The following is a 25,361-nucleotide window of genomic DNA, read 5'->3' as shown; positions in this document are numbered from 1 at the left end:
TCGCCTGGGGTGACGCGGTGAGAGTGTATCTGGATGACGAGCGGCCCACGCCCGAGGGCTGGGTGGCCGTCCGTTGGCCGGAAGAGGCCATCGCGTTGCTCGAGGGAGGACAGGTGGTCGAGCTCAGCCTCGACCATGACCTCGGGGATGACGAGCACGGCACCGGGTATGACGTGCTGCTGTGGCTGGAGGAAGCGGTGGCCACGCGAGGCTTCGTTCCTCCGCGAGTCCGCGTGCACTCGGCGAACAGCTCGGCGCGCCAGAAGATGGAGCTGGCGATTGTGCGCATCGAGCGGTTCGCGCGCGAGCGGTGAAGCTCCTTCGCACATGAGCTGGCGACACGAGGCGCGCAGGCCGCGCGCCGAGGCGCCCGCGCGGGCAGGACGCGGACCCAGCTCATGGTTCGCGCGTGAGCGAGAGGTGCTTGCGCCGGGGCCTGACGTGAGCGCCTCCGCCGGGAATCAGCGCGAGCGCGGTGTCACCTGGATTCGGGTCGCGTCGGAGGTGCCATCCGCGATGAGGTTGTAGGCGGCCTGGACGGCGGTGCCCTGTCGCAGGCCCTGCGTCGAGATGCGCTGCCCGTTGCGGACGATGCGGGTGTTCTCGCCGACGCGCAGGTCGTAGAGGTCCCCGGTCTCCGAGTCCTTGATGACAATCCGGTCCTGGGTGGCCGAGGTCACCTGTCCGCGCATGACGACGTTCGCGACGATGGTCTTCTCGGGGTCGGCGTTCACGTCGCCGGTGTCATTGGCGGAGGCGTCCTGTCGAGGCGCGCTCGCTGGGCCCGAGCCTCCCGTGCCGTCCTGCTGCTTCCCTGAGTCATCGTCATTGGCATGTCCGCCTCGGAGCGCGTTGACCTGTCGCTGGAGTCGCAGGACATCGTTGCGAAGCATGGCGACCTCTCGGGTCAGGTCTCTCTGGCTCAGGTCCTCTCCGGACGCGGCTGCCTCCGCGCTGCCGCCTCGTGCATCGCCCGCCGCATCTCGCGGCTCGGTGCCCTGGCGCGTGGGCTCGGGGCGACCGGCGGGCACGGAGTCCTTGTTGCCAGAGCCGCCCGTTCCGCGCGCATCCGACGCATTGTTGCCTGTGTCCGTGCCGCCAGCGTTGGTGTTCGAGGTGTTGCCAGAGCCACCGGTCGCCTGCGTGGTGGTGGTCGTGCTGGAGATGTCTTCAGCGCCCGTGGACCCATAGGGAACGACGGAGAAGGTCCCGGACGGATAGGTGCCAGGTGCCTGGTTGGCGCCGACGCCCGACTGGGATGGAGAGGACGTCCCTGCGCCCGCTCCGCTGCCCGCTGATTGGGCGAGGGCGACAGGAGACAAGAGGAAGCTGAACGTCAGGGTCGCGGTGCAGAGCGCTCGTCGCATGGGTGGGGTCCTTTCCTCGTGCTCAAACTTGAGGCGAGGACGGCCAGCGACAAGCGAGCCTCACGGAGGGCTCGGCCCCGTGGCTACTCGGGGAGCGGCGTGGTGACCCGAGACTCCAGGACCCGTGTCAGCGCGGGTTGTCCACAAGTTCCCCAGTCGATGGGGCGCACCGTGAGGAACAGCGGTGCGCGGAGGGCCGTCGCCAGCGCCGGCTCATCGAGCCCCTCGCGGTCATGCAGCGTCCACAGCAGCGCATCACGGACCGCATGGAGTTGTTCCCGCTCGCACCAGGGGTCCACGCGCCAGGAGAGTTGCCCCAGTGCCATGAGCAACGCGAGGTCCTCGACGGGGAGCTGGGTCCAGCTTCGCGCGAGGAACACGGGGACGCCGCGCCTCACGCTCGACGCGTGCCACCGTGACTCGATGGCGGCGACCCGCCAGTCGACCTCGTCCCAGTGGCGCGTGAGCCAGATGGCCAGGGCGACCCGGTCGAGCTCTCGGAGCGGGACCGTTGCGCGTGCATTCAGGACGTTGAGCCAACGGCTCGCCGCATCCAGCGCATGCTCGAAGCCCTCGGGCAGGGATTCGTCCTCACACGCATGTCGGGAGAGCGTGAAGTCCAGGAGGCCGTGGACCACGGTCCAGGACCAGATCGGCTGGACGTGCCGCGTGGAGGAGTCCAGGTCCCGCCACCATGTCACCCGCTGACGCGCGGACGGCGTGAGCCCTTGGGTGGGCGATGGAGGAAGCTCCGGTAGCCGCGCGAGCGCGTACCGGTAGACACACTCCACCGTGGCCAGCGGCGCCACGAGGATGAGGCTCAGCAGCCACAGGAGGGTCCGCGCGGGGAGGATGCGACGCATGGCCGGCCCGCTGTGCAACACGTGGACCAACTCGAGCCCGCACCCCGGGCTCAGAACGCGTACCGTGCCCCGAGCCGTACCTGTCGGGGCGTCTGGTACGCGGGGAGGATGGCGACTTCACGGTCCGAGGCGAGCGAGTCGTCGTCCTGGGAGTCGAAGACGTTGAGGACGTCGAGGTGGAACTCGATGGCCTGCCTCCGCTCCACGTTGTAGCGGACAGCCAGTCGTGCATCCACGGTATGCATCCACGGCTCGTGTTGCTCGGTGGTTCCAATGCGTGCCCCAGCAATGCCAACGTACGAGGCACCCACGGATACCCCCCAGCTTCCGTTACGCGGATTGAACGTCCGGCTGCCGGAGAGCTTCAGTACATGCGGCCGATTCAAAATGCCGCGCTGTTCCTCGAGGGTCGCTCCTTGGAGCCGTGACCACGTGTAGGCGAGCAACATCGACCAGCTGTCATGAAAGTTTCGATCCACCTCGAACGTCACCGAGTCGTGTCTGCTCCGAGGTGCGGGGAACTCCGCGCCCAGGCCGCGTCCGGGATTGACGAGCAGGAGGTCACCACGCTCGAGGTCCTGGATGAGCTGGAGTCCCGCGGTCCGTATGCGACGTGCATAGACAATGCTCGCGGAAGTGATGAACTCGGGAGCGAACTCGACGCCAGTCACCCACTCCGTGGTGGCGGGAGGTGTCAGTGAGGGGGCCAGCCGGACGTTCGTCACCACCCCCTCGGTGTCCTGGTGGGGGCGCAGCAGGCTGAGCAGGACACGTCCGTGATACCTCGCGTAGTTCGCGAAGATGCGCAGTTGCTGCTGTCCCCGGGACACGGTCGAGGACGACATCGTGACGCCAAGGCGCGGCGACAGCGTGTGTGACGCCACGTCTCCCCCGTGAATCCGACCTCCGACCGACTGGGCGTCGTACCGGAGCCCGGTATTGAAGGTGAGCCAGTCAGAGGGGCTCCAGGTGTCCTGGAGATAGGCGCTCACGAACCCGCTGTGGGTCTCAGGGAGTGGTGTCGCCACCAGGGTATTTCGCTCCCAACGATGGATGCCCCGCTCGACCGAGACGCCCATCTGCGGAATATGGAGCAGTCCCCATATCTCGCCGGAGTACATCGCCCGGGCTGAGGCCTGATATCGGTGTGTCGCCTGGTCGCCGACGTCGCAGTCCATGGGCCAGTCGTCGACAGAGCCGCCGCAGACCGAGCCAGTCTCTTCAGCCGGTCGATGCTCACGTGGGGGGCTCGTGGTCACGCGCTGTCCCAGCCAGCCTGCATGGGCATCCAGCAGCAGCCGCTTCTCGAAGAACGCGCCGTTGTAGTCAAGCGCCACCCGCGAAGTGTCGCGGTCCACTTCTCCTGACGCCGATTCGACGGTCTGCCATCGAGAGAGGGAGGGGGCGGTTACCGCAATCAAGGAGAGGTTGTGGTCGTAGTTGAGGAGGTAGGTCAATCTTCCCAAGGCCTGGACCTCGCGGTGGTCGATGAACGACCGGCTCCCGCCAGCGTGCTCGGTTGGGGTCTGTTCCACTCGTGCGAGGGCGGGGACCACCCCCATGAAGAACCACAATTTGTCCTTGGCGACGGGGCCATGGAGCGTCACTCCGAACGCGCCTTGATTGAGGACGGCGCGTCGCACGGAGGGCTCCCCGAGCCTCGTGTTGACGTGACCACTCTCCGCCAGCACGCCAGGGACCCACTCAATGAAGGCGTGTCCTCTGAGGTCGTTGGAGCCGGAGCTGGAGTTCTGTTCGACGATGACACCTGTCGCGCCTCCCTGCTGCGCCCTGAGGCCATGGGTGAACACGGTCGCGTCCTGGAGGAACTCCAGGCTCAGTGGGAGTGCGTTGCGCCCCGTTACGGCATCCCGCGTGGACAGGCCATCCAGGAGGTACTCATTCTCCCAGGGGCTCGTGCCCAGCAGCGTGCTGCCCTGGCGTGTCTCCACCATGTTCGATGCCAGGAGGAGGAAACCCTCCAGGGTGCGCATGGCTCGCCGTCCCGCCAATGGGCGCTGTGCCAACGCGCTGAAGCCAAGGTCGGTTGAGAGGTCCGTCGACACGCTCGAACTGGAGTCGTCGGCAACGGTAGGGCCGCAGTAGAGTATGTCCTCCCATTCGTCGGGTGACCCCTGCTCGAGCAGGACATCGACCCGGAGTTCTTGCCCCGCGAGCTTGCGGACCTCGGTTCGACGCAAGGGGATGTACAGCTCATGCTCGAAGAGAAGGGTATAGGTCCCTGGGGGCACCGACGGAATACGGTACGTGCCCTCCACATCCGTCACGACAGTGTTCTCCTCGGGAAGCTCCGCCGTCATGGCCGTCACCACCACGTCCGGCACGGGCAACTGGCTCACCGCGTCCACCACCTTGCCCACGATGACGTCCGTGGCCTCCTCTGCGCGCGTCGTGGGCGCCCAGGCCACCCCCACCAGGACTCCGACGACACCGCACACCCGCGCGAGCTGAGACACAGTCAGGTTCTTCACCCGCGTGAAGATTCCACGCAGCTCTCGCGCGCTTCCTCATGGTTCCCTCACGAAGCAGGCGAGCATCCATGCCGATTCCGTGATGTGCTGGAATGCACCTCGGGGGGAGTGGCCTGGAGACAGGCCGGGCGCTATGCGTAGGGCCGGGCGGCGCGAGGTAGCGAGGAGTCACCTTGAGCGGACGCGAGAGCGCGGTGACCACGGGAAGGAAGAACGCGCGTGCTCCCGCCAGGAACACCCGCGCGCGCAGCCTCAGGCCCTGGCCCCTGACCCTCGCCTCCGCCGTCTCCCTGGGCCTGCTCCTCTACGTCGCCACCACCAGCCTGCCCTACCTCGTGTCCTCCCCCACGACGGACCCGAACTTCGGCGCCCTCAACCACTGTCTCTTCAAGGCCCACCCCGAGGCCCGGCTCGGCTGGGCCGTCTCGCCCGATGCCTCCCGCGCCGCCGTCTTCGGCGCCCACTCCGTCGCCACCTGCGGCCCCGCCAACGCCACCACGCGCCATGACCTCACCGGCGCGCTCGCCATCGCCTTCGACGCGGACAACCACCTGTGGCTCTCCGCCGGAAACCGCCTCCTGCGCGAGGACGGCGCCACCCTCGTCCCCATGGGCGACTTCCAGCCCATCGCCCTCGCCGGACACGCGCACGGCATGCTCGCCCTCGATGCCTCGGGGCAGCTCGTCTCCGTCTCCTCCAACGGCTCCGTGCTCGCGCAGACCCAGGTCCCCGCCTCCACCGCCCGGCTCTCCGTGGGCGCCGGCGGCGTGCTGGCCGCCGTGCTCTCCGACGGACACCTCCGCGTCTACGACACCCGCTCCCTCTCCCACCGCCCCCTCGATGTCCCCTGTCAGGTGGAAACGATGTGGTGGCTGGACGCACCCGAGCAGTTGATGATCGGCTGTTCCCCGACCGGGGCGCCGTCGTTCTCGCTCGATGTGCGGACGGGGGAGCGGACTCCCGTGCCCGAGGGCCGCGCGTTGGCCCCTGCTCGCCGGCTCTCCGGTCGGCCGCTTTATGTCCAGGGCTGCGACGGTTTTCCCTGCACGGCGCCGCCGCCCTGACATGTTGGACAGAGGCTGTGGGTTCCGCATGTTTCACGCGCGGTATCCATCGCCCGGGCTCGAAGTTCAGTAAGCGACAAATCACCTGGAGGACCGGGGCTTTGATTCGACAAGCCCGCGAACTCACAGGAGATTCGCTCCTGCCCGTCCGCTGCGAGGTCTCGGCTCGCGGCGTTCATCCCGATCAGAAGGGTTCTCCTCGTGGACGACACCAAGGTTCCCAGCTCCAACGGCAATGGCAGGAAGCGCGCCTCGACGCGCAAGCCCCGGAGCGAAGCGGCGTCCAGCCCGCAGCTCGCGGCCAACCGCGTCGAGTCCGAGCGCACGCGCGGCCGTGCCGCCGAGGACGGCGGCAGACAGACGGGCGGCCGAGGCGGCGGCGCGAGGACGCCGGGCGCGCGCATCCGCGGGGATGACCCCATGCAGACGCTGCTCGCCGCGCTGCGGGCCGTGCAAGGCGGCGACTTCTCCGTGCGCCTGCCGGACTTCACCTCCGTGCCGGTGATGGACGACATCTCCCGCGCCTTCAACGCGGTGGTGACCCTCAACTCCGCCATGACGCACGAGATGGTGCGCGTGGCGCGAGTCGTCGGCCGCGAGGGCCGCATGGCCGAGCGCGTGTCCTTGGGCGACGGGCGCGGCGACTGGGCCACGAGCATCAACTCCATCAACGCGCTCATCGGCGACCTGGTGCAGCCGACCACGGAAGTCGCGCGCGTGCTGGTGGCCGTGGCCGAGGGCGACCTCACCCAGAAGATGGCCCTGGAAATCGACGGCCAGCCGGTGAAGGGCGAGTTCCTGCGCATCGGCACCACCGTGAACGCGATGCTCGACCAGCTCAACTCGTTCGCCGCCGAGGTGACGCGCGTCGCGCGCGAGGTCGGCAGCGACGGCAAGCTGGGCGGTCAGGCCGAGGTGAAGGGCGTCTCCGGCGTCTGGAAGGACCTCACCGACAACGTGAACCTGATGGCCAACAACCTCACGGCCCAGGTGCGAAACATCGCCGAGGTGTCCACCGCCGTCGCCAACGGCGACCTGTCGAAGAAGATCACGGTGGACGCGCGCGGCGAGGTGCTCGAGCTCAAGAGCACCATCAACACGATGGTGGACCAGCTCAATGGCTTCGCCTCCGAAGTGACGCGCGTGGCGCGCGAGGTGGGCACGGAAGGAAAGCTGGGCGGTCAGGCCGCGGTGCCCGGTGTCTCCGGCACGTGGAAGGACCTCACCGACAACGTGAACTTCATGGCGTCCAACCTCACGACGCAGGTGCGCGGCATCGTGAAGGTGGTGACGGCGGTCGCCAACGGCGACCTCACCCAGAAGCTGATGGTGCCGTCGCAGGGCGAAATCGCCGCGCTGGGCTCCACGCTCAACAACATGACGGACACGCTCAACGTCTTCGCGCAGCAGGTGACGAGCGTGGCGCGCACGGTGGGCGTCGAGGGCAAGCTGGGCGCCCAGGCCCAGGTGCCCGGCGCCGCCGGCACGTGGAAGGACCTCACCGACAACGTGAACCTGATGGCCAACAACCTCACGGCCCAGGTGCGCAACATCGCCGACGTGACGACGGCCGTCGCCAAGGGTGACCTCTCCAAGAAGATCACCGTGGACGTGAAGGGCGAGGTGATGGAGCTCAAGGACACCATCAATACGATGGTGGACCAGCTGCGCGCCTTCGCCTCCGAGGTGACGCGTGTCGCTCGCGAGGTGGGCACCGACGGCAAGCTGGGCGGTCAGGCCGACGTGAAGGGCGTTGCCGGCGTGTGGAAGGACCTCACCGACAACGTGAACTCGATGGCCTCCAACCTCACCACCCAGGTGCGCAACATCGCCCTGGTGACGACGTCGGTGGCCAACGGCGACCTGTCCAAGAAGATCACCGTGGACGCGCGCGGCGAGATTCTGGAGCTCAAGAACACCATCAACACGATGGTGGACCAGCTCAACTCGTTCGCCTCCGAGGTGACGCGCGTGGCTCGCGAGGTCGGCACCCACGGCAAGCTGGGCGGTCAGGCCGAGGTGAAGGGCGTCTCCGGCACCTGGAAGGACCTCACCGACAACGTGAACGTGATGGCCGTGAACCTCACGACCCAGGTGCGCGGCATCGCCAAGGTCGTGACGGCGGTCGCCAACGGTGACCTCACGCAGCGGCTGAAGATGGAGGCCAAGGGCGAGGTCGCCGAGCTGGCCGACACCATCAACGCGATGACGCAGACACTGTCCATCTTCGCGCAGCAGGTGACGGACGTCGCGCGCACGGTGGGCGTGGAAGGCAAGCTGGGCGCCCAGGCCGTGGTGCCGGGCGTCGCGGGCACGTGGAAGGACCTCACCAACAACGTGAACCTGCTCGCGAACAACCTCACCGACCAGGTCCGCAACATCGCCGAAGTCACCACGGCCGTCGCCAATGGTGACCTGTCCAAGAAGATCACCGTCGACGCCAAGGGCGAGGTGCTGGAGCTCAAGAGCACCATCAACACGATGGTGGACCAGCTCCGAGGCTTCGCGTCCGAGGTGACCCGCGTCGCCAAGGAAGTCGGCACCGAAGGGAAGCTGGGCGGTCAGGCCGAGGTGCGCGGGGTGTCCGGCGTCTGGAAGGACCTCACCGACAACGTGAACTTCATGGCGTCCAACCTCACCAGCCAGGTGCGCGGTATCGTGCGCGTGGTGACGGCGGTCGCCAACGGTGACCTCACCCAGAAGCTGATGATGGACGCGAAGGGTGAGATCGCCGCGCTCGCGGACACCATCAACGCGATGACGCAGACCCTGTCCATCTTCGCGCAGCAGGTGACGGACGTCGCCCGCACGGTGGGCGTGGAAGGCAAGCTGGGCGCCCAGGCCGAGGTGCCGGGCGTCGCGGGCACGTGGAAGGACCTCACCAACAACGTGAACCTGCTGGCCAACAACCTCACGGCCCAGGTGCGAAACATCGCCGAGGTGACGACGGCGGTCGCCAATGGCGACCTGTCCAAGAAGATCACCGTCGACGCGAAGGGCGAGGTGCTGGAGCTCAAGAGCACCATCAACACGATGGTGGACCAGCTCCGCGCGTTCGCCGCCGAGGTGACCCGCGTCGCCAAGGAGGTCGGCACCGAAGGAAAGCTGGGCGGACAGGCCGACGTGAAGGGCGTGTCCGGCGTGTGGAAGGACCTCACCGACAACGTGAACGTCCTCGCCGGCAACCTCACCGACCAGGTGCGAAACATCGCCAAGGTCACGACGGCCGTCGCCAATGGCGACCTGTCCCAGAAGATCACCGTCTCCGTGAAGGGCGAGGTGCTGGAGCTCAAGAACACCATCAACACGATGGTGGACCAGCTCCGGGGCTTCGCGTCGGAAGTGACTCGCGTCGCCAAGGAGGTCGGCACCGAGGGCAAGCTGGGTGGTCAGGCCGCGGTGCCCGGGGTCGCCGGCGTGTGGAAGGACCTCACCGACAACGTGAACGTGCTGGCCGGCAACCTCACCGACCAGGTGCGAAACATCGCCAAGGTCACGACGGCGGTCGCGAATGGCGACCTGTCGCAGAAGATCTCCGTCGAGGCCCGGGGTGAGATCCTCGAGCTCAAGAGCACCATCAACACGATGGTGGACCAGCTCCGCGCGTTCGCCGCCGAGGTGACCCGCGTCGCCAAGGAGGTCGGCACGGACGGCAAGCTCGGTGGTCAGGCCGCGGTGCCCGGGGTCGCCGGCACGTGGAAGGACCTCACCGACAACGTGAACTCGATGGCCTCCAACCTCACCGCGCAGGTGCGAAACATCGCGCTGGTGACCACCGCGGTGGCCAACGGAGACCTGTCCAAGAAGATCACCGTCGACGCCAAGGGTGAGATCCTCGAGCTGAAGGACACCATCAACATCATGGTGGACCAGCTCAACTCGTTCGCCTCGGAAGTGACGCGCGTGGCGCGCGAGGTCGGCACCGAAGGAAAGCTGGGCGGTCAGGCGGAAGTGCGCGGGGTGTCCGGCGTCTGGAAGGACCTCACGGACAACGTGAACTTCATGGCCCGCAACCTCACCACGCAGGTGCGCGGCATCGTCAAGGTCGTGACGGCCGTCGCCAACGGCGACCTCAAGCAGAAGCTGGTGGTCGAGGCGAAGGGCGAGGTCGCCGCGCTCGCGGAGACCATCAACAACATGACGGACACGCTGGGCACCTTCGCCGAGCAGGTGTCCACCGTGGCCCGCGAGGTCGGTGTCGAGGGGAAGCTGGGCGGCCAGGCCCGCGTGCCCGGTGTGGCCGGCACGTGGAAGGACCTCACGGACAACGTGAACTTCATGGCCTCCAACCTCACCACGCAGGTGCGCGGCATCGTGCGCGTGGTGACGGCGGTGGCCAACGGTGACCTCACCCAGAAGCTCATCGTCGACGCGAAGGGCGAGGTGGCCGCGCTCGCGGACACCATCAACAACATGACGGACACGCTGGGCACCTTCGCCGAGCAGGTGTCCACCGTGGCCCGCGAGGTCGGTATCGAAGGAAAGCTGGGCGGCCAGGCCCGCGTGCCCGGCGCTCGCGGCACGTGGCGGCAGCTGACCGACAACGTGAACCAGCTCGCCGGGACGCTGACCAGCCAGCTGCGCGCCATCTCCGACGTGGCCACCGCGGTGACGAAGGGTGACCTCACCCGCAGCATCACCGTCGTCGCCGAGGGCGAGGTCGCCGCGCTGAAGGACAACATCAACCAGATGATCGTCAACCTGCGTGAGACCACGCAGAAGAACCAGGAGCAGGACTGGCTCAAGACGAACCTGGCGAAGTTCAGCGGCATGATGCAGGGCCAGAAGAGCCTGGACGCCGTCAGCCGCCTCATCATGAGCGAGCTGACGCCGCTGGTCTCCGCCCACCACGGCGCGTTCTTCCTGATGGACACCGACTCCGGGACGCCGGTGCTCAAGCTGACCAGCACCTACGCCTACCGGGAGCGCAAGCACATCGCCAACCGCTTCCGTCTGGGCGAGGGGCTCGTCGGTCAGTGCGCCCTGGAGCGCAAGACCATCCTCCTCACCCACGTCCCGCCGGACTACATCACCATCTCCTCCGGCCTGGGTGAGTCCGCCCCGCTCAACATCATCGTCCTGCCCGTGCTCTTCGAGGGCGAGGTGAAGGCGGTCATCGAGCTGGCCTCGTTCCACACCTTCAGCGCCATCCATCAAATCTTCCTGGACCAGCTCACCGAGAGCATCGGCGTGGTCCTGAACATGATCATGGCGAACATGCGCACCGAGCAGCTCCTGCAGCAGTCGCAGGGGCTCACTCAGGAGCTGCAGAGCCAGTCGCGCGAGCTCACCCAGCAGCAGGACGCGCTCAAGCGCAGCAACAGCGAGCTGGAGGAGAAGGCGAAGCTGCTCGAGGAGCAGAACCGCCGCGTCGAGGAGAAGAACAACGAGGTCGAGCGCGCCCGCGTCAGCCTGGAGGAGAAGGCCGAGCAGCTCACCGTCATCTCCAAGTACAAGAGCGAGTTCCTGGCCAACATGAGCCACGAGCTGCGCACGCCGCTCAACAGCCTGCTCATCCTGGCCAAGCTCCTGTCGGACAACAAGGACGGCAACCTCTCCACCAAGCAGGTGGAGTACGCCAACACCATCTACGCGTCCGGCGGAGACCTGCTCAGCCTCATCAACGAAATCCTCGACCTGTCCAAGGTGGAGGCCGGCAAGATGCAGGTGGAGCCCCGGGACATCGTCCTCACGGAGCTCAACCAGTTCATCGACCGCGGCTTCCGCCCGGTGGCCGAGCAGAAGAACCTGGCCTTCACCGTGGAGGTCGCGCAGGGCACCCCGCGCGCCATCCGCACCGACCCGCAGCGGCTGCAGCAGGTGCTCAAGAACCTGCTCTCCAACGCCTTCAAGTTCACCGACGAAGGCAGCGTGAAGCTCACCGTGAAGCTGGCCGAGCCCGGCGCGCGGCTGGAGCACGAGGTGCTCAAGCGCTCGCGCTACGTCATCGCCTTCGCGGTGTCGGACACGGGCATCGGCATCGCCAAGGACAAGCAGCGCCTCATCTTCGAGGCCTTCCAGCAGGCGGACGGCTCCACCGCCCGCAAGTACGGCGGCACGGGCCTGGGCCTGTCCATCAGCCGCGAAATCGCCAAGCTCCTGGGCGGCGAAATCCACGTCAGCAGCGAGCCGCGCAAGGGCAGCACCTTCACGCTGTACCTGCCGCCCGAGTACGTGGGCCCCGACGACGACGGCCTGCCGGCCCTGCCCGCCATGCCCGCGCCGCTCGAGCCCCTGATGCCCCGCGGCAGCAACGTGGTGCCGGAGGCCCCGCTGCCTCCCGCGCCGGCGCCGGTGCCTCCCGCCGTGGCGGAGAGCGGCCACGTGCTGGACGCCGCGCTGCCGCCCCCGGTGGACTCGCTCCTGCCGCCGCTCGCGGTGGAGGATGACCGCGACCACATCCGCGAGGGTGACCGCGTCCTGCTCATCATCGAGGACGACCTGAAGTTCGCCCGCATCATGGTGCAGCTGGCGCGTGAGAAGGGCTTCAAGGCCCTGGTCGCCACCCGCGGCGACACCGGCCTGTCCATGGCCAACGAGTTCCAGCCGCACGCGGTGACGCTCGACATCCAGCTGCCCGTGGTGGACGGCTGGAGCGTGCTCGACAGGCTCAAGCGCAACCCGCGCACGCGCCACATCCCCGTCCACATCATCAGCGTCATGGACAAGCACCTGGGCAACGCCCAGGGCGCGTTCGGCTACCTCACCAAGCCCGTCAGCAAGGAAGGGCTGGAGCGGGTGTTCAACCAGCTGGCGCGCTTCCTGGAGCGCAAGGAGCGCCGGCTGCTGCTCGTCGAGGACGACGACGTCCAGCGCAGCAGCCTGGTCAGCCTGCTCGCCGAGGGAGGTGACGTCGTCGTCACGGCCGTGGCCACCGGCCAGGAGGTCCTCCAGAAGCTGGAGGAGGGTGAGTACGACTGCCTGGTCATCGACCTGCTGCTGCCCGACATGGACGGCATCAAGCTGGTGGAGGAGGTCAAGACCCAGCAGCGCTTCCGGGATTTGCCCATCGTCATCTACACGGGCAAGGAGCTCACGCCCAAGGACGAGGCCCGCCTGCGCCGCTACACCGGCAGTGTCATCCTCAAGAGCGGAACGAAGAGTCCCGAACAGTTGCTCAGCGACACCGCGCTGTTCCTGCACCGGCTGGACCAGAATCTGCCTCCCCGGGCGCGGGCGGCGCTGGCCCAGCGCAACGAGGAGGAGTCCGAGCTTGTTGGCAAGAAGGTGCTCGTCGTCGATGACGACATGCGCAACATCTTCGCCCTCACCAGCGTGCTGGAGAACCACGGCATGCAGGTGGTCTTCGCGGAGAACGGGCGGGCGGCCATCGAGACGCTCGAGCAGCACCGCGACGTGGATGTCGTCCTGATGGACGTGATGATGCCGGAGATGGACGGGTACGAGACCATGCGGGCCATCCGCAAGGACCTCCGGTACGCCAGCCTCCCCATCATCGCCGTGACGGCCAAGGCGCTGAAGGACGACCGGGAGAAGTGCATGGCCGCAGGGGCCAGCGACTACCTGCCCAAGCCGGTGGATACGGACAAGCTTCTGGAGCTCATCCGTCTGTGGGTATCGGCATGACGAAGAGAGGGTCCGATTGATGGCTAGCGCACGACTCGTCTTTGCCGGGCTTTTGACCGGCGGAGGCCGCGCCTAGCCTGTCCGGCCAGTAAACGGTCGGGGCATACCTTGCTCCTATTTCAATGACGCCTAGCGAACACATCTCCGCCGAACGCCCGCAGGACAGCAGCACCCGTTCCAGGGCGAGCATCTTGATGGTGGACGACCACCCGTCCAACCTGCTGGCGCTGGAGGCCATCCTCGAGCCGTTGGGGCAGGAGCTCGTCAAGGCGACGAGCGGCGAGGAGGCGCTCAAGTTCCTCCTGCAGCGCGACTTCGCCGTCATCCTGATGGACGTGCAGATGCCGGGGCTGGATGGCTTCCAGACGGCCACGCTCATCAAGCAGCGCGAGCGCACCCGCACCATCCCCATCATCTTCCTCACCGCGCTCAGCCGCGACGCGGCCCACATCTTCAAGGGCTACGCGCACGGCGCGGTGGACTACCTGCTCAAGCCCTTCGACCCGGAAATCCTCCGCTCGAAGGTCAGCGTCTTCGTGGACCTGTTCCTCAAGGAGCAGCAAATCCAGCGGCAGGCGGCCTTGCTGCGTCAGCGCGAGCGCGAGGCGATGGAGCGCCAGAGCGAGCTGCGCTACCGGCGGCTCACCGAGTCGCTGCCGGAGGTGATGTGGGCGGCGCGCGCGGACGGCTCGTTCACGTACGCGAACCGCGCGGGGCGTGACTACACGGGCATCCACGAGGAGCAGCCGCTGTCCTTGAGCACCTTCCTGGAGTTCGTGCACCCGGTGGACCGCGAGGAGATGCGGCAGGCGTGGGAGACGGCCATCCGCTCCAGTCAGCGGGTGGAGCGCGAGTTCCGCCTGCGCCGGTTCGACGGTGTGTATCGCTGGCACCTGGCGCGCGCGGTGCCGGAGCGGGACGAGACGGGCCACGTGGTGGGATGGATTGCGGTGGCCACGGACATCGACGACAAGCGCCGCGCCGAGGAGGCGCTGGGGCGCTTCAAGATGACGCTGGACGCGACGCTGGACTGCGTCCTGATGTTCTCGCCGGACTCGCTGACGTTGACGTACGCGAACGCGGGCGCGGCGAAGCAGCTGGCGAGCACCACGGATGAGCTGGTGGGGCTGTCGGTGCTGGAGGTGGAGGGGGCGTTCGACGAGGCGGGCTTCCGCAAGCTGCTGGCGCCGCTGGTGAGTGGGACGCTGCCCAGCCAGACGTACTCCACGACGCACCGGCGGCGGGATGGCAGCGAGGTGCCGGTGGAGGTGGTGCTCCAGTTCGTGTCGGCGGCGGAGGGGCCCGGGCGGTTCATCTCCGTGGCGCGCGACATCACCGAGCGGCAGCGCGCGGAGACGGCGCTGCGGCTGGCGAGCGAGGCGAAGGACGCGTTCCTGGCGGCGGCGAGCCACGAGCTGCGCACGCCGCTGGCGGCGGCCAAGGGGCACGCGCACCTGGCGCTCCTGAAGCTGGGGGGCGAGACGGAGGCGGGGCCGGGCAAGTCGCTGAAAATCATCAACCGTCAGATTGACCGGATGGCGAAGCTGGTCGAGGACCTGCTGGACATCAGCCGGCTGCAGGCAGGAAGGCTGTCGCTGGAGCTGGAGCGGTTCGACTTCAGCCAGCTGGTGCACGAGACGCGCGACCGGATGGCGGTGTTGTCGCAGGGGCATGAAATCCAGGTGGAGACGCCGGAGAACCTGGAGGGCATCTGGGACCGCGGGCGGTTGGACCAGGTGCTGACGAACCTCTTGTCCAACGCCATCCGTTACTCGCCGGAGGGCGGGGCGGTGCTGGTGCGGCTGACGGGGGAGGGGAGCGAGGGCGTGCACCTGTCCGTGAAGGACAGCGGCGTGGGGATTCCCAAGGACAAGCAGGCGCTCATCTTCGAGCGCTTCGGCCGCGCGCACGGCAGCAAGTACGGCGGACTGGGCCTGGGGCTCACCATCAGCCAGGGCATCGTCGAGCAGCACGGCGGCCGCATCTGGGTGGAGTCCCCGGGCGTGCCGGGACAGGGCTCCACCTTCAACGTGTGGCTGCCGCGCGAGACGGAAGTGCCGGGCGTGCACCACACGCAGCCGGGCCCGCGCACGGCGAGCTGACGAGGGGCGCGAGGGCGCCCCCTCGCGTCACAGGTTGAAGCCCACGTTGCCCACGGAGATGCTGGGTCCGAAGATGAAGGACCAGCGGCTCGAGTCGACGACGGAGCCGTCCGAGCGGCGGGTGATGTCGTCGCGGAACTCCCGCGCCACCCACGCCTGCGCGCCCACCGCCGCGCCCGGACCGATGGGCACCCGCAAGCTCAGCCCCATCACCACCGCCAACGTCGGCGGGAACTCGATGTCGCCGGACTGGGGAATCAATCCCATGCCCATCAGCCCCATCTCGAAGCCGAGCAGCCGCTCCTGGCCTTCGTCATTCAAGAGCGCCAGGCGCGACACCACGCCGAAGTTGAGGATGAGCTGACCGCTGGGCTCCGTGGCCCGGTAGAGACCCGCCGGAATCGTCGCCGTCGTGTACAGCCGCAGCCGCCCGCCGCTGACGATGGCCGTCCACTGCGCCGACGGCAGCCCCGAGCGGTCCGCCGTGCTCAGCGCATAGCGCGACTCGTCCGCCACCAGCGACACCTGCACGAGAATCCGGTCGAACTGGCCCAGCTGCCCCGGCACCGGAATCGTGCGCGTCTCCCCCTGCGGCCGCAGCAACATGCGCTGCTCCACCTGGCTCTCCCCGCGCGCCGAACCATCCGGCTTGGTGACGCCGATGCGCAGCACCACCTCCTGCGCGCCCTGCTCGGGCTTGAGCCGCTCGCGGTGGATGACCACCCGACAGGAGTTGCGCATGGCGTAGTCGATGCGGTGCGGACGGCTGGGCTCCAGCACCCGGTCCTTGCCGTCCTTGTCCGCGCACACCAGCTCCACCACGCTCTCCACCCGGATGGGCACGCTCGCCTCGCGCACCGAGCGCTGCACCCGCTCCGTGACGACCACCAGGTCCGTGGTGGCCAGCTCCCCCGGCAGCGTGGAGAGCTGATAGCCGAAGCGCAGCGACACGAAGCCGCCCGCGGTGGGCTCGCCCTGCACGTACGTCGTCCCGTCGCGCGTCGTGACGGTGTACGCGCCCGCCACGGGGCGCGGCACGAAGCGGCCCTGCTCGCCGCTGGCCGCCACGTGCAGCTCCGCGGGCCGGTTGATGGGGATGAAGTCGATGGTGCCCTGGTCGCCCAGCTCCAGCGACGCCCTGGGCACCGGCAACGGCTGCGTCCTCGTCGTGTCCGACGCCACCACCGAGCCCTCCACCCGCGACGTCTGCGCGCTCACTGTCACTTGCTGCTCGGACGTGCCGCCGGTGCGCAGGAGCACGTAGGTGCCGTCGGAGGCCTTCACCACGCGCTCCACGCGGGCGCGCTGGTCGTTCATGGCCCAGAGCAGCTTGCGCGGGTCGTGCTGACAGGACACGTCCAGGCGGACCACCATCGCGGAGTTCTCCGCGTCGCGCAGCACCGTGCCGTCCACCGCCGTCAGCGGACACGCGAGCACCGGCAGCGTCTCCACCAGCACCTGGTCCAGCGCCTCGCCGCGCGCGAAGTAGATGCGCGGCGCGAGCCTCAGCCGCAGCGTCACGCTGACGTCCACGCCCGGCACGTTGCGCAAGGACACCGAGCCCTCGTTCACCTCGCAGCGCACCGGACCGCAGTCCACCGACGCCAGCGCCTCCGAGTGGCTCAGCGCCACGAAGCCCGGCCCGCGCGACACGTCCACGCCCGCCGACTGGATGAGCGGCTGGGTGAGCACCACGCGCCCGGGACGCAGGCGGAAGGTCTCCGGGTCCACCACGTTGCCGGACGCATCGAACGTGGTGACGTCCTTGCCCCAGCGCCCATGCGGCGGCGTCCAGTACAGCGCCGCGTCCGTGGGCAGCCCGCGCGCCACCGGCACCGTGCAGTTGCCCGGGCCTCGCTCCACGGATGGCGTCAGGCACACGTCCTGACCCTCCATCAACGTCGGCTCGGCCACCGTGCGCGGCGTGCCGCTCCAGGCGACGCCCACGTGCGACAGCCCCGTGCCGCGCAGCTCCACCCGGCCCTCGTCGGGGAAGAAGTTGGTGCCCGCCGCGTCCACGCGCGGGAAGGGGCCGGTGGCGATGACGGTGACGCGCTCCTCCGTCGTCTCGCACTGGCCACCCGTGGGCGCGACCTTCAGCTCGAGGATGCGCGCGTCATCCTGCTCCACGCGCGCGGGAGGCTTGAGCGAGCGTCCGTCCGGCGACAGCGTCCAGCCGGCCCTCACGGGGCCACACAGCGTGCCCTTGGCGGTGACGGGGACGCTCGGGCCTCCCTCGGGGACCTGGATGACGGGAGCGGCGGTGGACACGCCCGTCACGAGCAGGCAGGCGAGGCAGAGCGCGCGAAGGGATTCCATCCCTCCGTTAAACAGCCCGAGACACAACCCACGTCAAGCGCCGTCTGGCCTCGTCGGCCCGGGTTGACACCGCACGTGTGTCCCCCCGGGCACGGCGGGTCCGCGAACGTCGTCCCTCAGCGCTTGCGTGTCAGCAGCACCACGGCGCCAAGAATCGCGGCCATGGCCACCCACGCCAGGGGACTCAGGGATTCGCCGGCGAACACCGCGCCCAGCAGCACCGCCACCACCGGGTTGACGTACGCGTAGCTGGTGGCGAGCGAGGGGCTCGCGTGCCGCATCATGTACGCATACGCGCTGTAGCCCACCAGCGAGCCGAACGTCACCAGGTACGCGAAGGCCGCCCACGCGCGCGGCTCCGGCATCACGTCGAACGATTCGCCGCGCAACAGCCCGAAGAGCAGCATCAGCGCGCCGCCGCACAGCATCTGCGCCGCGGGCGCCATCATGCCCGTGGGCATGGGCATGCGCCGGCCCAGCACCGAGCCCAGCGCCCAGCTCGCCGGCGACACCAGCAACACCAGCGTGGGCAGCAGGCTTCCGCCCAGCTCACCTCCCAGGTTGAGCAGCACGATGCCGCCGAAGCCCACCGCCAGCCCCCAGCGCTCCAGCTTCCCGGGCCACTGTCCGAAGAGCCCACCGAACAGCGCCGACCACATGGGCAGGCTGCCCACCACCAGCGCCGCCACGCCCGAGGGCACCCACTGCTGCGCGAAGACGAGCCCGCCGTTGCCCACGCCCAGAAGCAGCGTGCCCACCACCGCGCTCGCGCCCCACTGTCGCCCGGTGGGCACGGGTGTGCCCTTGAGCCACAGCGCCGCGAACATCAGCGTCCCCGCCAGCAGGAACCGCGTCCCCGACGCGAGGAACGGCGGCATGCCTCCCTGGAGCACCCAGCGGATGGCCAGATAGGTGGACCCCCAAACGAGGTACAGCGTCACCAGGCACAAGAGGAGGCGGCCGCGCGGGGCGCTCGGGGTGGGCGTGTCCGCGAGGGAGACGGAGGTGAGGGTGGGGGCGGGAGGCGTGGACAGGGATGACGCGGCGGATGAGGCGGTCACGGTGGCGCGGCTTGTAGCGTCGGCACACCCCGTCGGCCATGTGAGCATTGCCATACCCCACAGTCGGTCGTTCTCCCGGGCGATACAGTGCGAGTGCACGCCCGCTCGGACGCTGGCGGACGGGGCGCGGTGGGGGCCCGCTGTCGGCCGCTCGGCGGATGGGGCGTGGATTGAACCCGCGGACGCGCTTTCTTACACTTGGGTGTTGGAGCGGTGGCCGCGAGGTGGTGGGCCACGGGCTCCCAAGTGAGAGCGCCTGGATGTCCGAAGAGCTGGGTGAACGCGAGAAGGAAGTCCTGCGAGCCGTGGTGCAGGAGTACATCTCCACGGGCGGGCCGGTGGGCAGCCAGCAGCTCACCCGGCGCCCTGGGTTCGAGGTCTCCTCGGCGACCATGCGCAACGTGCTGGCCGACCTGGAGGAGCTGGGTTTCCTGGAGAAGCCGCACACGTCGGCCGGCCGGGTCCCCACGGATGCGGGCTACCGCTTCTACGTGGACACGCTCGTCAAGCTGAAGGACCCGACGCCCAGGGACCGGGAGCTCATCCACGCGGGCCTGTTCCATGAGGCGAACCTGGAGGAGATGCTGGGCGAGGCGAGCCGCATCCTCCACTCGCTGACGCGGCATGCGGGCGTGGTGGTGACGCCTCGGCCCGACTCGGCGGTGTTCCGGCGCATCGAGTTCGTCCGGCTGCGCGAGGACCGGGTGCTGGCCATCCTCGTCGGGCAGAGCGGGCAGGTGGTCAACAAGGCCATCACGGTGGACTTCCCCATCACCTCGGACGAGCTGATGCGGGCGAGCAACTTCCTGTCGGAGCTGCTGCACGAGGTGCCGCTCGAGGAGGCGCGCGAGCGCATCCGCGCGGAGATGGACCAGGAGCAGGCGCTCTACAACGCGCTGACGGCGAAGGCGCTCAAGCTGGGCGCGGCCGCCACGGACCTGCCGACGACGGAGCGCGTGCTCATCCAGGGCACCGGCTCCTTCCTGGAGCAGCCGGAGTTCGCGGACGTGGAGCGGATGCGCGCGCTGTTCAAGGCGCTCGATGAGAAGCACCGGTTGCTGTCGCTGCTGGACCGGGTGCAGCGCGCGAACGAGATGCAGATCTTCATCGGCGCGGAGAGCGACTTCTCGGCCGCGGGTGACGTGACGGTCATCGCCAGCCCCTATGGGAACCAGGAGCAGGTGCTGGGCACGGTGGGCGTCATCGGCCCGACGCGCATGGACTACCGGCGCGTGATTCCGCTGGTGAACTTCACCGCGCAGGTGCTCTCGCGCGTGCTGGAGAAGGTGTAGTCCGACGCAGGGACGGGCGCGTGCCGCGCGGCCTACTCCGCGCGGGTGGCGAACAGCTCGCGCTCCTGCCCTTCGCGTCGCACCTGGAGCCGCACGGGTGAGCCCGGCGTGCCCCGTGTCCTGGCCTCCGCCTCCGCGCGGTCCCTCACCACGAGGCCATCCACGGAGACCAGCCGGTCTCCCACGACCACGCCCGCGCGCGCGGCGGGCCCGTCCGGCGTCAGCCACGCGACCTCCACCGAGCCGCGCGCCTCGCTGAAGCCCGCCCCCACCGTGCCCGGCTGCGCGCGGCGCGGAGACACCGTCACGTCGCCCACGTCCGTCGTCTCGCCCGGCTTCACCTTCACCGCGCGCGTCTCCACGCGGCCCTCGAACGGCATCAGGCGCACCGTGTGCGGCCCGGGGCGCACGTCCGGGAGCTGGAAGCGTCCGTCCGGGCCGGTGTGCGTGTCGGGCTTCGCGGACACGGGCTGGTCCAGGAACACCGCCACGCCCGCGGCCGGTCCCCCATTGCGCGCCCACACCGCGCGCCCCGCGATTCCCGCGGCGCCCGTCCCCTCGAGCTCCACCTCCACCTCGCTCGCGCCGCCCGGCGTCAGCGCCACCTGCGCGGAGCCCGTGCGCCCGTCTCTCGCGCGCACGTGCACCTTCAGCGCCTGTCCCGGCGCGTCGAGCAGCTCGAACGTGTCACCCGTGAAGTGCCGCGTCGACGGCGCCTCCGCCTCCCAGGGCAGCTCCTCGCCGCTCGCCTCCGTCAGCGTCAACGTGAAGCCATCCGGGGGGGTACCCCCTTTCGCGACCAGTTTCCCGCGCAGGCGCGCCGCCGGCTTCAGCCGCAGCTCCACCAGACCCTGACCCTCGCTCACCGAGGGCACCCTCACCGTGCGTCCCGCGTTGTACGCCGCCAGCTCCGCGAGCGGCGGCGCGCCCTGGGGACGCGTGGGGACCTCGAACGTGCCCTCCTCGTTTGCCTGCACGCGCAGGATGAAGGGCATGTCACCGCCCTGCACCGCCGCGACGATGGCGAAGGGACTGGGGGCGCCCGAGGGCTCGCGCACCGTGCCGGAGATGCCGCGCTCCTCGAGCAGCACCAGGTCCTGCTGCACCGCGCTCCCCGCATGGACCGTGACGCTGGGGTCATCGTCCTGGAAGTAGATGAAGCGCGCGCGCGGCAGCACCGCGGTGAGCTGGTACACGCCCGCGGGCAGCTCCATCGAGTACACGCCCTGCGCGTCCGTCTCCGCGTAGCTGATGTTCGCCGCGCCGCCGCCCGTCGACGTGCGGGCCACGGCGCGCACCAGCGCGGGCTCGGACGGAGGCTTGCCGGACGCCTGCGTCACGCGGCCCTGCACCATGCCGGTGTCCGCCAGCACCAGCGTCGTCCAGACAGACCGCTTCGGCAGCAGCGTCTCCACCTTCTCCGTCCATCCCTGGACGCCCTCGCGCCGCGCGCGCACGTGCACCTGTCCGGGGACCAGCTCCCGGAACGCGAACGCGCCCCTCGCGTCGGTGTGCGTGGTGCGCGCCGCCACACCCGAGCGGCGGCCCGCGTCCAGGCGCACCTCCGCGCCCTCCACGGGCGTGCCGCGCGCGTCCTGGACGATGCCCTGCAGGCTGGCGCTCGCGGGCTCCAGCTCGAAGTCCAGCTGCGTGAAGACGCCGGTGCCGACCTCCACGTTCGCCTTCATGCCTCGCGAGAAGCCCGGCGACTGGACCACCACGTCGTAGCTGCCTGGAGGCAGTCCCAGCCGGTAGATGCCGCCACCGCCGAGCGTCGTGCGCGCGAGCTCCCCCTGGCTGTCCGCGGGGTGCACCACCAGCTCCGCGGAGCGCACCGGGAAGGCGACGTCGGTGGAGCGCACCTCGCCCGTCAGGCCACCCTCGGCGCCCAGCGTGAGGGTGAGGCCGCGCAGCGTCTGGCCGGGGCCCACGAACAACGTCCCGGGCGCGCGACCGACCGCGTCGCCACGCTGCGCGGTCAGCACCCAGTTGCCCATGCCCACTTCCAGCGCGAACCCGCCGCCCTCGCTCGAAGTCGTCTCCAGGGGCGTCAGGCCTCCCGTGGCCCGCACCCGCGCGCCAGGGGCGGGCTGCCCCTTCGCGTCCACGACATAGCCCTCCAGCGTGCCCGCGCCCCACAGCCCCACCACCAGCTCCCCCTGCTGCGGGACGTGGAGGAAGAGCAGCTCGCGGCGGCTGAAGCCGGGCGCCTGCGCGGTGAGCCGGTAGCGGCCGGGCGCGAGGCCGGACAGCTCGAACTGGCCACGGCCGTCGCTCGTCGCCGTGGCCGCCTCCTCCGCGAGCTCCACGGGCTGGGCCCAGGAGAAGGCCGTGCCCGGGTAGGGATGGAGCGTCACCTCGGCCAGGGGCACCGGCTCACCGCCGCCCTCCTCCACCGTGCGGCCTCGCAACGTCACGCCCTCGGTCAGCGTCAGCTCGACCACCGTCTGGGGCAGGTCCTCCGGGCGGGTGGCCTCGCGGCGCGCGGGGGCGTGGCCCGGGGCTTGCGCCGTGACGAGATAGTCACCGGGGCGCGCGGGGAGCTGGACGGTGCCGTCCGGGCCCGTGGTCCCCTCGCTGGTGAGTCGCCACGTGGGCTCGCGGCGTTCATCGGGAGGCCGGCGGAAGGCGCGCACCTTCGCGCCCGCCAGGGGCCCCTGGGGCCCGGTGACGCGCACGAGGAAGGCGCCCTCGTCGGGCGTCACCGGCGTGTCACGCGGCGTGGCGGGCGCGGAGCTTCCAGGGGCGGGCCGCGTCGTCTCGCCGTTGAGGGGGCGAGGCGGGGTGGGCTCCTTCGCGGGGGCCGCCTCGCCCTGATGCGGGACTCGGAGCCAGAGCAGGAGCACGGCGCAGAGGGCCAGGAAGGCGGCGATGATGAAGGGACGGTGGAAACGCTGTCGCATGGCTCGTCCTCGCGGAGAGGCCAGCGTAAGCCACCCTGAAACAATTCGGAATTCAGGAGGGCGCGGGGGCGTAGACGCGCAGCGCCGCGGGGGCCACCTCGAAGCGCATGGGCGTCATCCCGATGAGCTCCCCGTCCGCGTTGATCTCCTGGGCGGGCGTGGCCTCGACGTAGAGGCGCGCGGCGCGCAGCGAGGTGACGGCGGGGTGGTCCACATGCTCTCCGCTGCGGAGCGACAGGGCCACGCGCGCCAGGGTGGCCAGGTCCTGGAGCTGGCCCAGGCCCGTGCCGTCGCGGCCCGAGCTCGCCGACGGGGCCTCGATGGCGTAGACGTGCAGCCGTCGGTCGTCCAGTCGCGCGTCCGGCGCCACCATGATGCCCGCGCCGTGGTAGCGGCCATTGCCCACCACGAGCTGGAGCACGTCCATCTCCACCTCCTGTTCGTCCGCCTTGAGCCGGATGCGGAAGGGCTTGAGGTCCATCACCTCGGCGGCGGCGGCCACGGGATAGGCGAGCACGCCGGCGCGCTGCTTGAGTCGCTTCGTCAGGCGCTTGGCGATGGCGGTGGCCAGGCCCAGGCTCGCCGCGTTGAGGAAGGGGCGACCGTTGGCGAGGCCCACGTCCACGCGCGCCGCGTAGCCCCGGGCGATGACGTCGCACGCGGCCTCCACGTCGGCGGGGATTCCCAGCGAGCGCGCGAAGTCGTTGCCCGTGCCCAGCGGCAGCACGCCGAGCGTCACGTCGCGACCCAGCAGGTGGCCCACAGCTCCGCTCAGCGTCCCGTCTCCACCTCCGACGAGGATGCGGCGCGTGCCCCGCTCGAGCAGCTGTTCCAGCACGCGGCGCAGTCGTCCGCTTCTGGACAACGCATGGCTCTCCGCCAGCACGACACCCCGGGAGGCGAGGGCGCTCCTGGCGAGCGCATAGGCTTCCCGGCCCGAGCGGGACTGCGTGTTCACGACCAAAGCCGCGGGGCCCTCGTCGAGAGGCAGCCGGCGGGGAGGCTCGATGAGCGCGGGTTCCAGGGACCTTCTCCTTGTCGCGTGGTCGGCAAGATGTGCACGCCCCGTCCGCGAGGCCAGCGGGCCCCGGAGGACGAGGCTCGCGGCGAGCGCGGGGCCGGGAGCCTCCTCCTGGGGCCAGGCCCTCCATCCGGAGGGTGAAGGGCTCGGTGTGGGCCTGCGAGCCCGCCCGACACGACGGAGGACGTCATGGCTCCATGCGTGGGGCCGGGCTCATGGGGATCTCCCGTAGGGAGGAGCCTCGGGTGGACGCAGTGGCTTCGCGTCGCACGGGCTTGGCGGCCGCAGCGGGCGGATGCAGCGGCTTCGTGTCGGTGGAGGAGTTCGAGCGACCCTGTCCGCCGCAGCGGGTGGGCCCCGCAGCTTCGTGCCGGTTCGGCGGCGCGCGGACGCAGCGGCTCAGCGCTCCGCGTCGTGGCCTTCGGTGATGCGCTGCTGAAGGGCTTCTCTCAGCGGTAAGGCCTCCGCGGTGCTCAGCACGCCGTCCGCGTCGGTGTCGTACGTGGTGAGCACCTCCGCGCGCCGCTTCCAGGCCGCCTCCACGCGCGCCTTGCGCAGCGTCGCGCGCTCCGATGCATCGAGCACACCATCGCGATTCACATCGTACGTCTCGAGCCGCTCCCGTCGCAGGAGCTCCCAGCGGGCGCGCCGCGCCTCACGCACGACCCGTCGCTCGGTCTCATCCAGGACGCCATCGCCGTTCGTGTCGTACTGCTCCCGTCGCTGCGCACGCAGGCGCTGGCAACGTGCCTCCATGGCATCCCCCAGCGCGGCGCGCTCCTCGGGCGACAGCGCGCCGTCCGCGTCCTGGTCGAAGACCCAGCGCACACGCCAGAAGGCCTGCGGTCGGACACGCCGGCCCTCGTGCACCCGTCGGGAGTCGAGGCTGTCGCGTCGCTCGCCCAGGTCCACGCGCAGCGCGCGAAGCTCTCGCCGTCCCAGCACACCATCCGCGTTCTCGTCATGGCGGGCCACGACTCGAGCGCGGTGCGCCTCGAAGTCGCACACGTCACCGGTGTCCGTGGGCTCGGTCCGCCCGTCCTCCAACTCCTCCTCCACCATGGCCTCCAGCCGTGGCGTGTCCGCGTCCACCACCGCGTCCTCGCCGAGCCCGCCCTCTTCCTCGGCGAGCGCGAGGTAGGACGCGGCCTCGCGGACATGGGGCGCGGCGGCTTCGTCCGACTCGGGGCCGCAGGCGGTCAGTCCCCACGCGAGGGCGAGGCGCAGCGTGGCGGCGAGGATGCGGGTGCGTCGGTTCATCGGATGCGCTCCGGGTGAGGGGCCGCGGTG

At 69.7% G+C, this 25,361-nt stretch carries 13 protein-coding genes; 5 read left to right on the top strand and 8 right to left on the bottom strand.

Annotation, left to right across the window (positions count from 1 at the left end; all coding sequences use genetic code 11):
- Positions 1-17: 17 nt before the first annotated feature.
- Positions 18-314 carry a cyclic-phosphate processing receiver domain-containing protein gene (locus tag K8625_RS11910; RefSeq protein ID WP_223782775.1) on the top strand — a complete coding sequence of 99 codons (297 nt, stop codon included), beginning with the start codon at positions 18-20 and terminating at the stop codon, positions 312-314.
- A 147-nt stretch (positions 315-461) separates the two neighbouring features.
- Here K8625_RS11910 and K8625_RS11905 read toward each other — a convergent pair whose 3' ends face one another.
- The 3 genes from K8625_RS11905 to K8625_RS11895 all read right to left on the bottom strand — a co-directional run bounded on the left by K8625_RS11905 (position 462) and on the right by K8625_RS11895 (position 4,722).
- Complete coding sequence (locus K8625_RS11905) at positions 462-1,367, bottom strand: hypothetical protein (protein ID WP_223782774.1); 906 nt, start codon at positions 1,365-1,367, stop codon at positions 462-464.
- A gap of 83 nt (positions 1,368-1,450) precedes the next feature.
- Positions 1,451-2,230 (bottom strand): hypothetical protein, encoded by a 780-nt coding sequence (locus K8625_RS11900; protein WP_223782773.1) that lies wholly within the window; start codon positions 2,228-2,230, stop codon positions 1,451-1,453.
- A gap of 50 nt (positions 2,231-2,280) precedes the next feature.
- Entirely contained in the window at positions 2,281-4,722 is a 2,442-nt protein-coding gene (locus tag K8625_RS11895; protein WP_223782772.1) for a TonB-dependent receptor, read from the bottom strand.
- 173 nt (positions 4,723-4,895) lie between these two features.
- Here K8625_RS11895 and K8625_RS11890 point away from each other — a divergent pair, with 173 nt between their 5' ends.
- The 3 genes from K8625_RS11890 to K8625_RS11880 all read left to right on the top strand — a co-directional run bounded on the left by K8625_RS11890 (position 4,896) and on the right by K8625_RS11880 (position 15,475).
- Positions 4,896-5,786 (top strand): hypothetical protein, encoded by an 891-nt coding sequence (locus K8625_RS11890; RefSeq protein WP_223750655.1) that lies wholly within the window; start codon positions 4,896-4,898, stop codon positions 5,784-5,786.
- A 420-nt stretch (positions 5,787-6,206) separates the two neighbouring features.
- Positions 6,207-13,373, top strand: a complete 7,167-nt coding sequence (locus K8625_RS11885) for a HAMP domain-containing protein (RefSeq protein ID WP_255653666.1) — start codon at positions 6,207-6,209, stop codon at positions 13,371-13,373.
- A gap of 122 nt (positions 13,374-13,495) precedes the next feature.
- A complete protein-coding gene (locus tag K8625_RS11880) occupies positions 13,496-15,475 on the top strand; it encodes a PAS domain S-box protein (protein ID WP_223750657.1) in 1,980 nt (659 codons plus the stop codon).
- A gap of 27 nt (positions 15,476-15,502) precedes the next feature.
- Here K8625_RS11880 and K8625_RS11875 read toward each other — a convergent pair whose 3' ends face one another.
- A complete protein-coding gene (locus K8625_RS11875; RefSeq protein WP_223750660.1) occupies positions 15,503-17,794 on the bottom strand; it encodes a hypothetical protein in 2,292 nt (763 codons plus the stop codon).
- 116 nt (positions 17,795-17,910) lie between these two features.
- Positions 17,911-18,855 (bottom strand): drug/metabolite exporter YedA, encoded by a 945-nt coding sequence (gene yedA / locus K8625_RS11870; protein ID WP_223750661.1) that lies wholly within the window; start codon positions 18,853-18,855, stop codon positions 17,911-17,913.
- A 260-nt stretch (positions 18,856-19,115) separates the two neighbouring features.
- Here yedA and hrcA point away from each other — a divergent pair, with 260 nt between their 5' ends.
- Entirely contained in the window at positions 19,116-20,147 is a 1,032-nt protein-coding gene (gene hrcA, locus K8625_RS11865) for a heat-inducible transcriptional repressor HrcA (protein WP_046716540.1), read from the top strand.
- A 32-nt stretch (positions 20,148-20,179) separates the two neighbouring features.
- Here the strand turns inward: hrcA and K8625_RS11860 are convergent, their stop codons facing one another.
- The 3 genes from K8625_RS11860 to K8625_RS11850 all read right to left on the bottom strand — a co-directional run bounded on the left by K8625_RS11860 (position 20,180) and on the right by K8625_RS11850 (position 25,331).
- Positions 20,180-23,050, bottom strand: a complete 2,871-nt coding sequence (locus K8625_RS11860) for a carboxypeptidase regulatory-like domain-containing protein (protein WP_223750662.1) — start codon at positions 23,048-23,050, stop codon at positions 20,180-20,182.
- Between the two features lie 52 nt (positions 23,051-23,102).
- On the bottom strand, positions 23,103-24,008 hold the full coding sequence (locus K8625_RS11855; RefSeq protein ID WP_324289149.1) for a lipid kinase: 906 nt from the start codon (positions 24,006-24,008) through the stop codon (positions 23,103-23,105).
- A gap of 462 nt (positions 24,009-24,470) precedes the next feature.
- Positions 24,471-25,331, bottom strand: coding sequence for a calcium-binding protein (locus tag K8625_RS11850; RefSeq protein ID WP_223750663.1), 861 nt, complete (start codon positions 25,329-25,331; stop codon positions 24,471-24,473).
- Positions 25,332-25,361: the final 30 nt, after the last annotated feature.

It is taken from the genome of Myxococcus sp. AS-1-15 (genome assembly GCF_020037055.1).
Taxonomy (GTDB): Bacteria; Myxococcota; Myxococcia; order Myxococcales; family Myxococcaceae; genus Myxococcus; species Myxococcus fulvus.
This window is presented reverse-complemented; position numbering and strand designations above follow the sequence as displayed.

What these genes read in the sequence shown, in the direction of transcription:
- K8625_RS11905 (WP_223782774.1), bottom strand. Translation starts at nt 1,367, where the DNA reads ATGCGACGAGCGCTCTGCACCGCGACCCTGACGTTCAGCTTCCTCTTG.
- K8625_RS11900 (WP_223782773.1), bottom strand. Translation starts at nt 2,230, where the DNA reads ATGCGTCGCATCCTCCCCGCGCGGACCCTCCTGTGGCTGCTGAGCCTC.
- K8625_RS11885 (WP_255653666.1), top strand. Translation starts at nt 6,207, where the DNA reads ATGCAGACGCTGCTCGCCGCGCTGCGGGCCGTGCAAGGCGGCGACTTC.
- K8625_RS11880 (WP_223750657.1), top strand. Translation starts at nt 13,496, where the DNA reads ATGACGCCTAGCGAACACATCTCCGCCGAACGCCCGCAGGACAGCAGC.
- K8625_RS11875 (WP_223750660.1), bottom strand. Translation starts at nt 17,794, where the DNA reads ATGGAATCCCTTCGCGCGCTCTGCCTCGCCTGCCTGCTCGTGACGGGC.
- hrcA (WP_046716540.1), top strand. Translation starts at nt 19,116, where the DNA reads ATGTCCGAAGAGCTGGGTGAACGCGAGAAGGAAGTCCTGCGAGCCGTG.
- K8625_RS11860 (WP_223750662.1), bottom strand. Translation starts at nt 23,050, where the DNA reads ATGCGACAGCGTTTCCACCGTCCCTTCATCATCGCCGCCTTCCTGGCC.
- K8625_RS11850 (WP_223750663.1), bottom strand. Translation starts at nt 25,331, where the DNA reads ATGAACCGACGCACCCGCATCCTCGCCGCCACGCTGCGCCTCGCCCTC.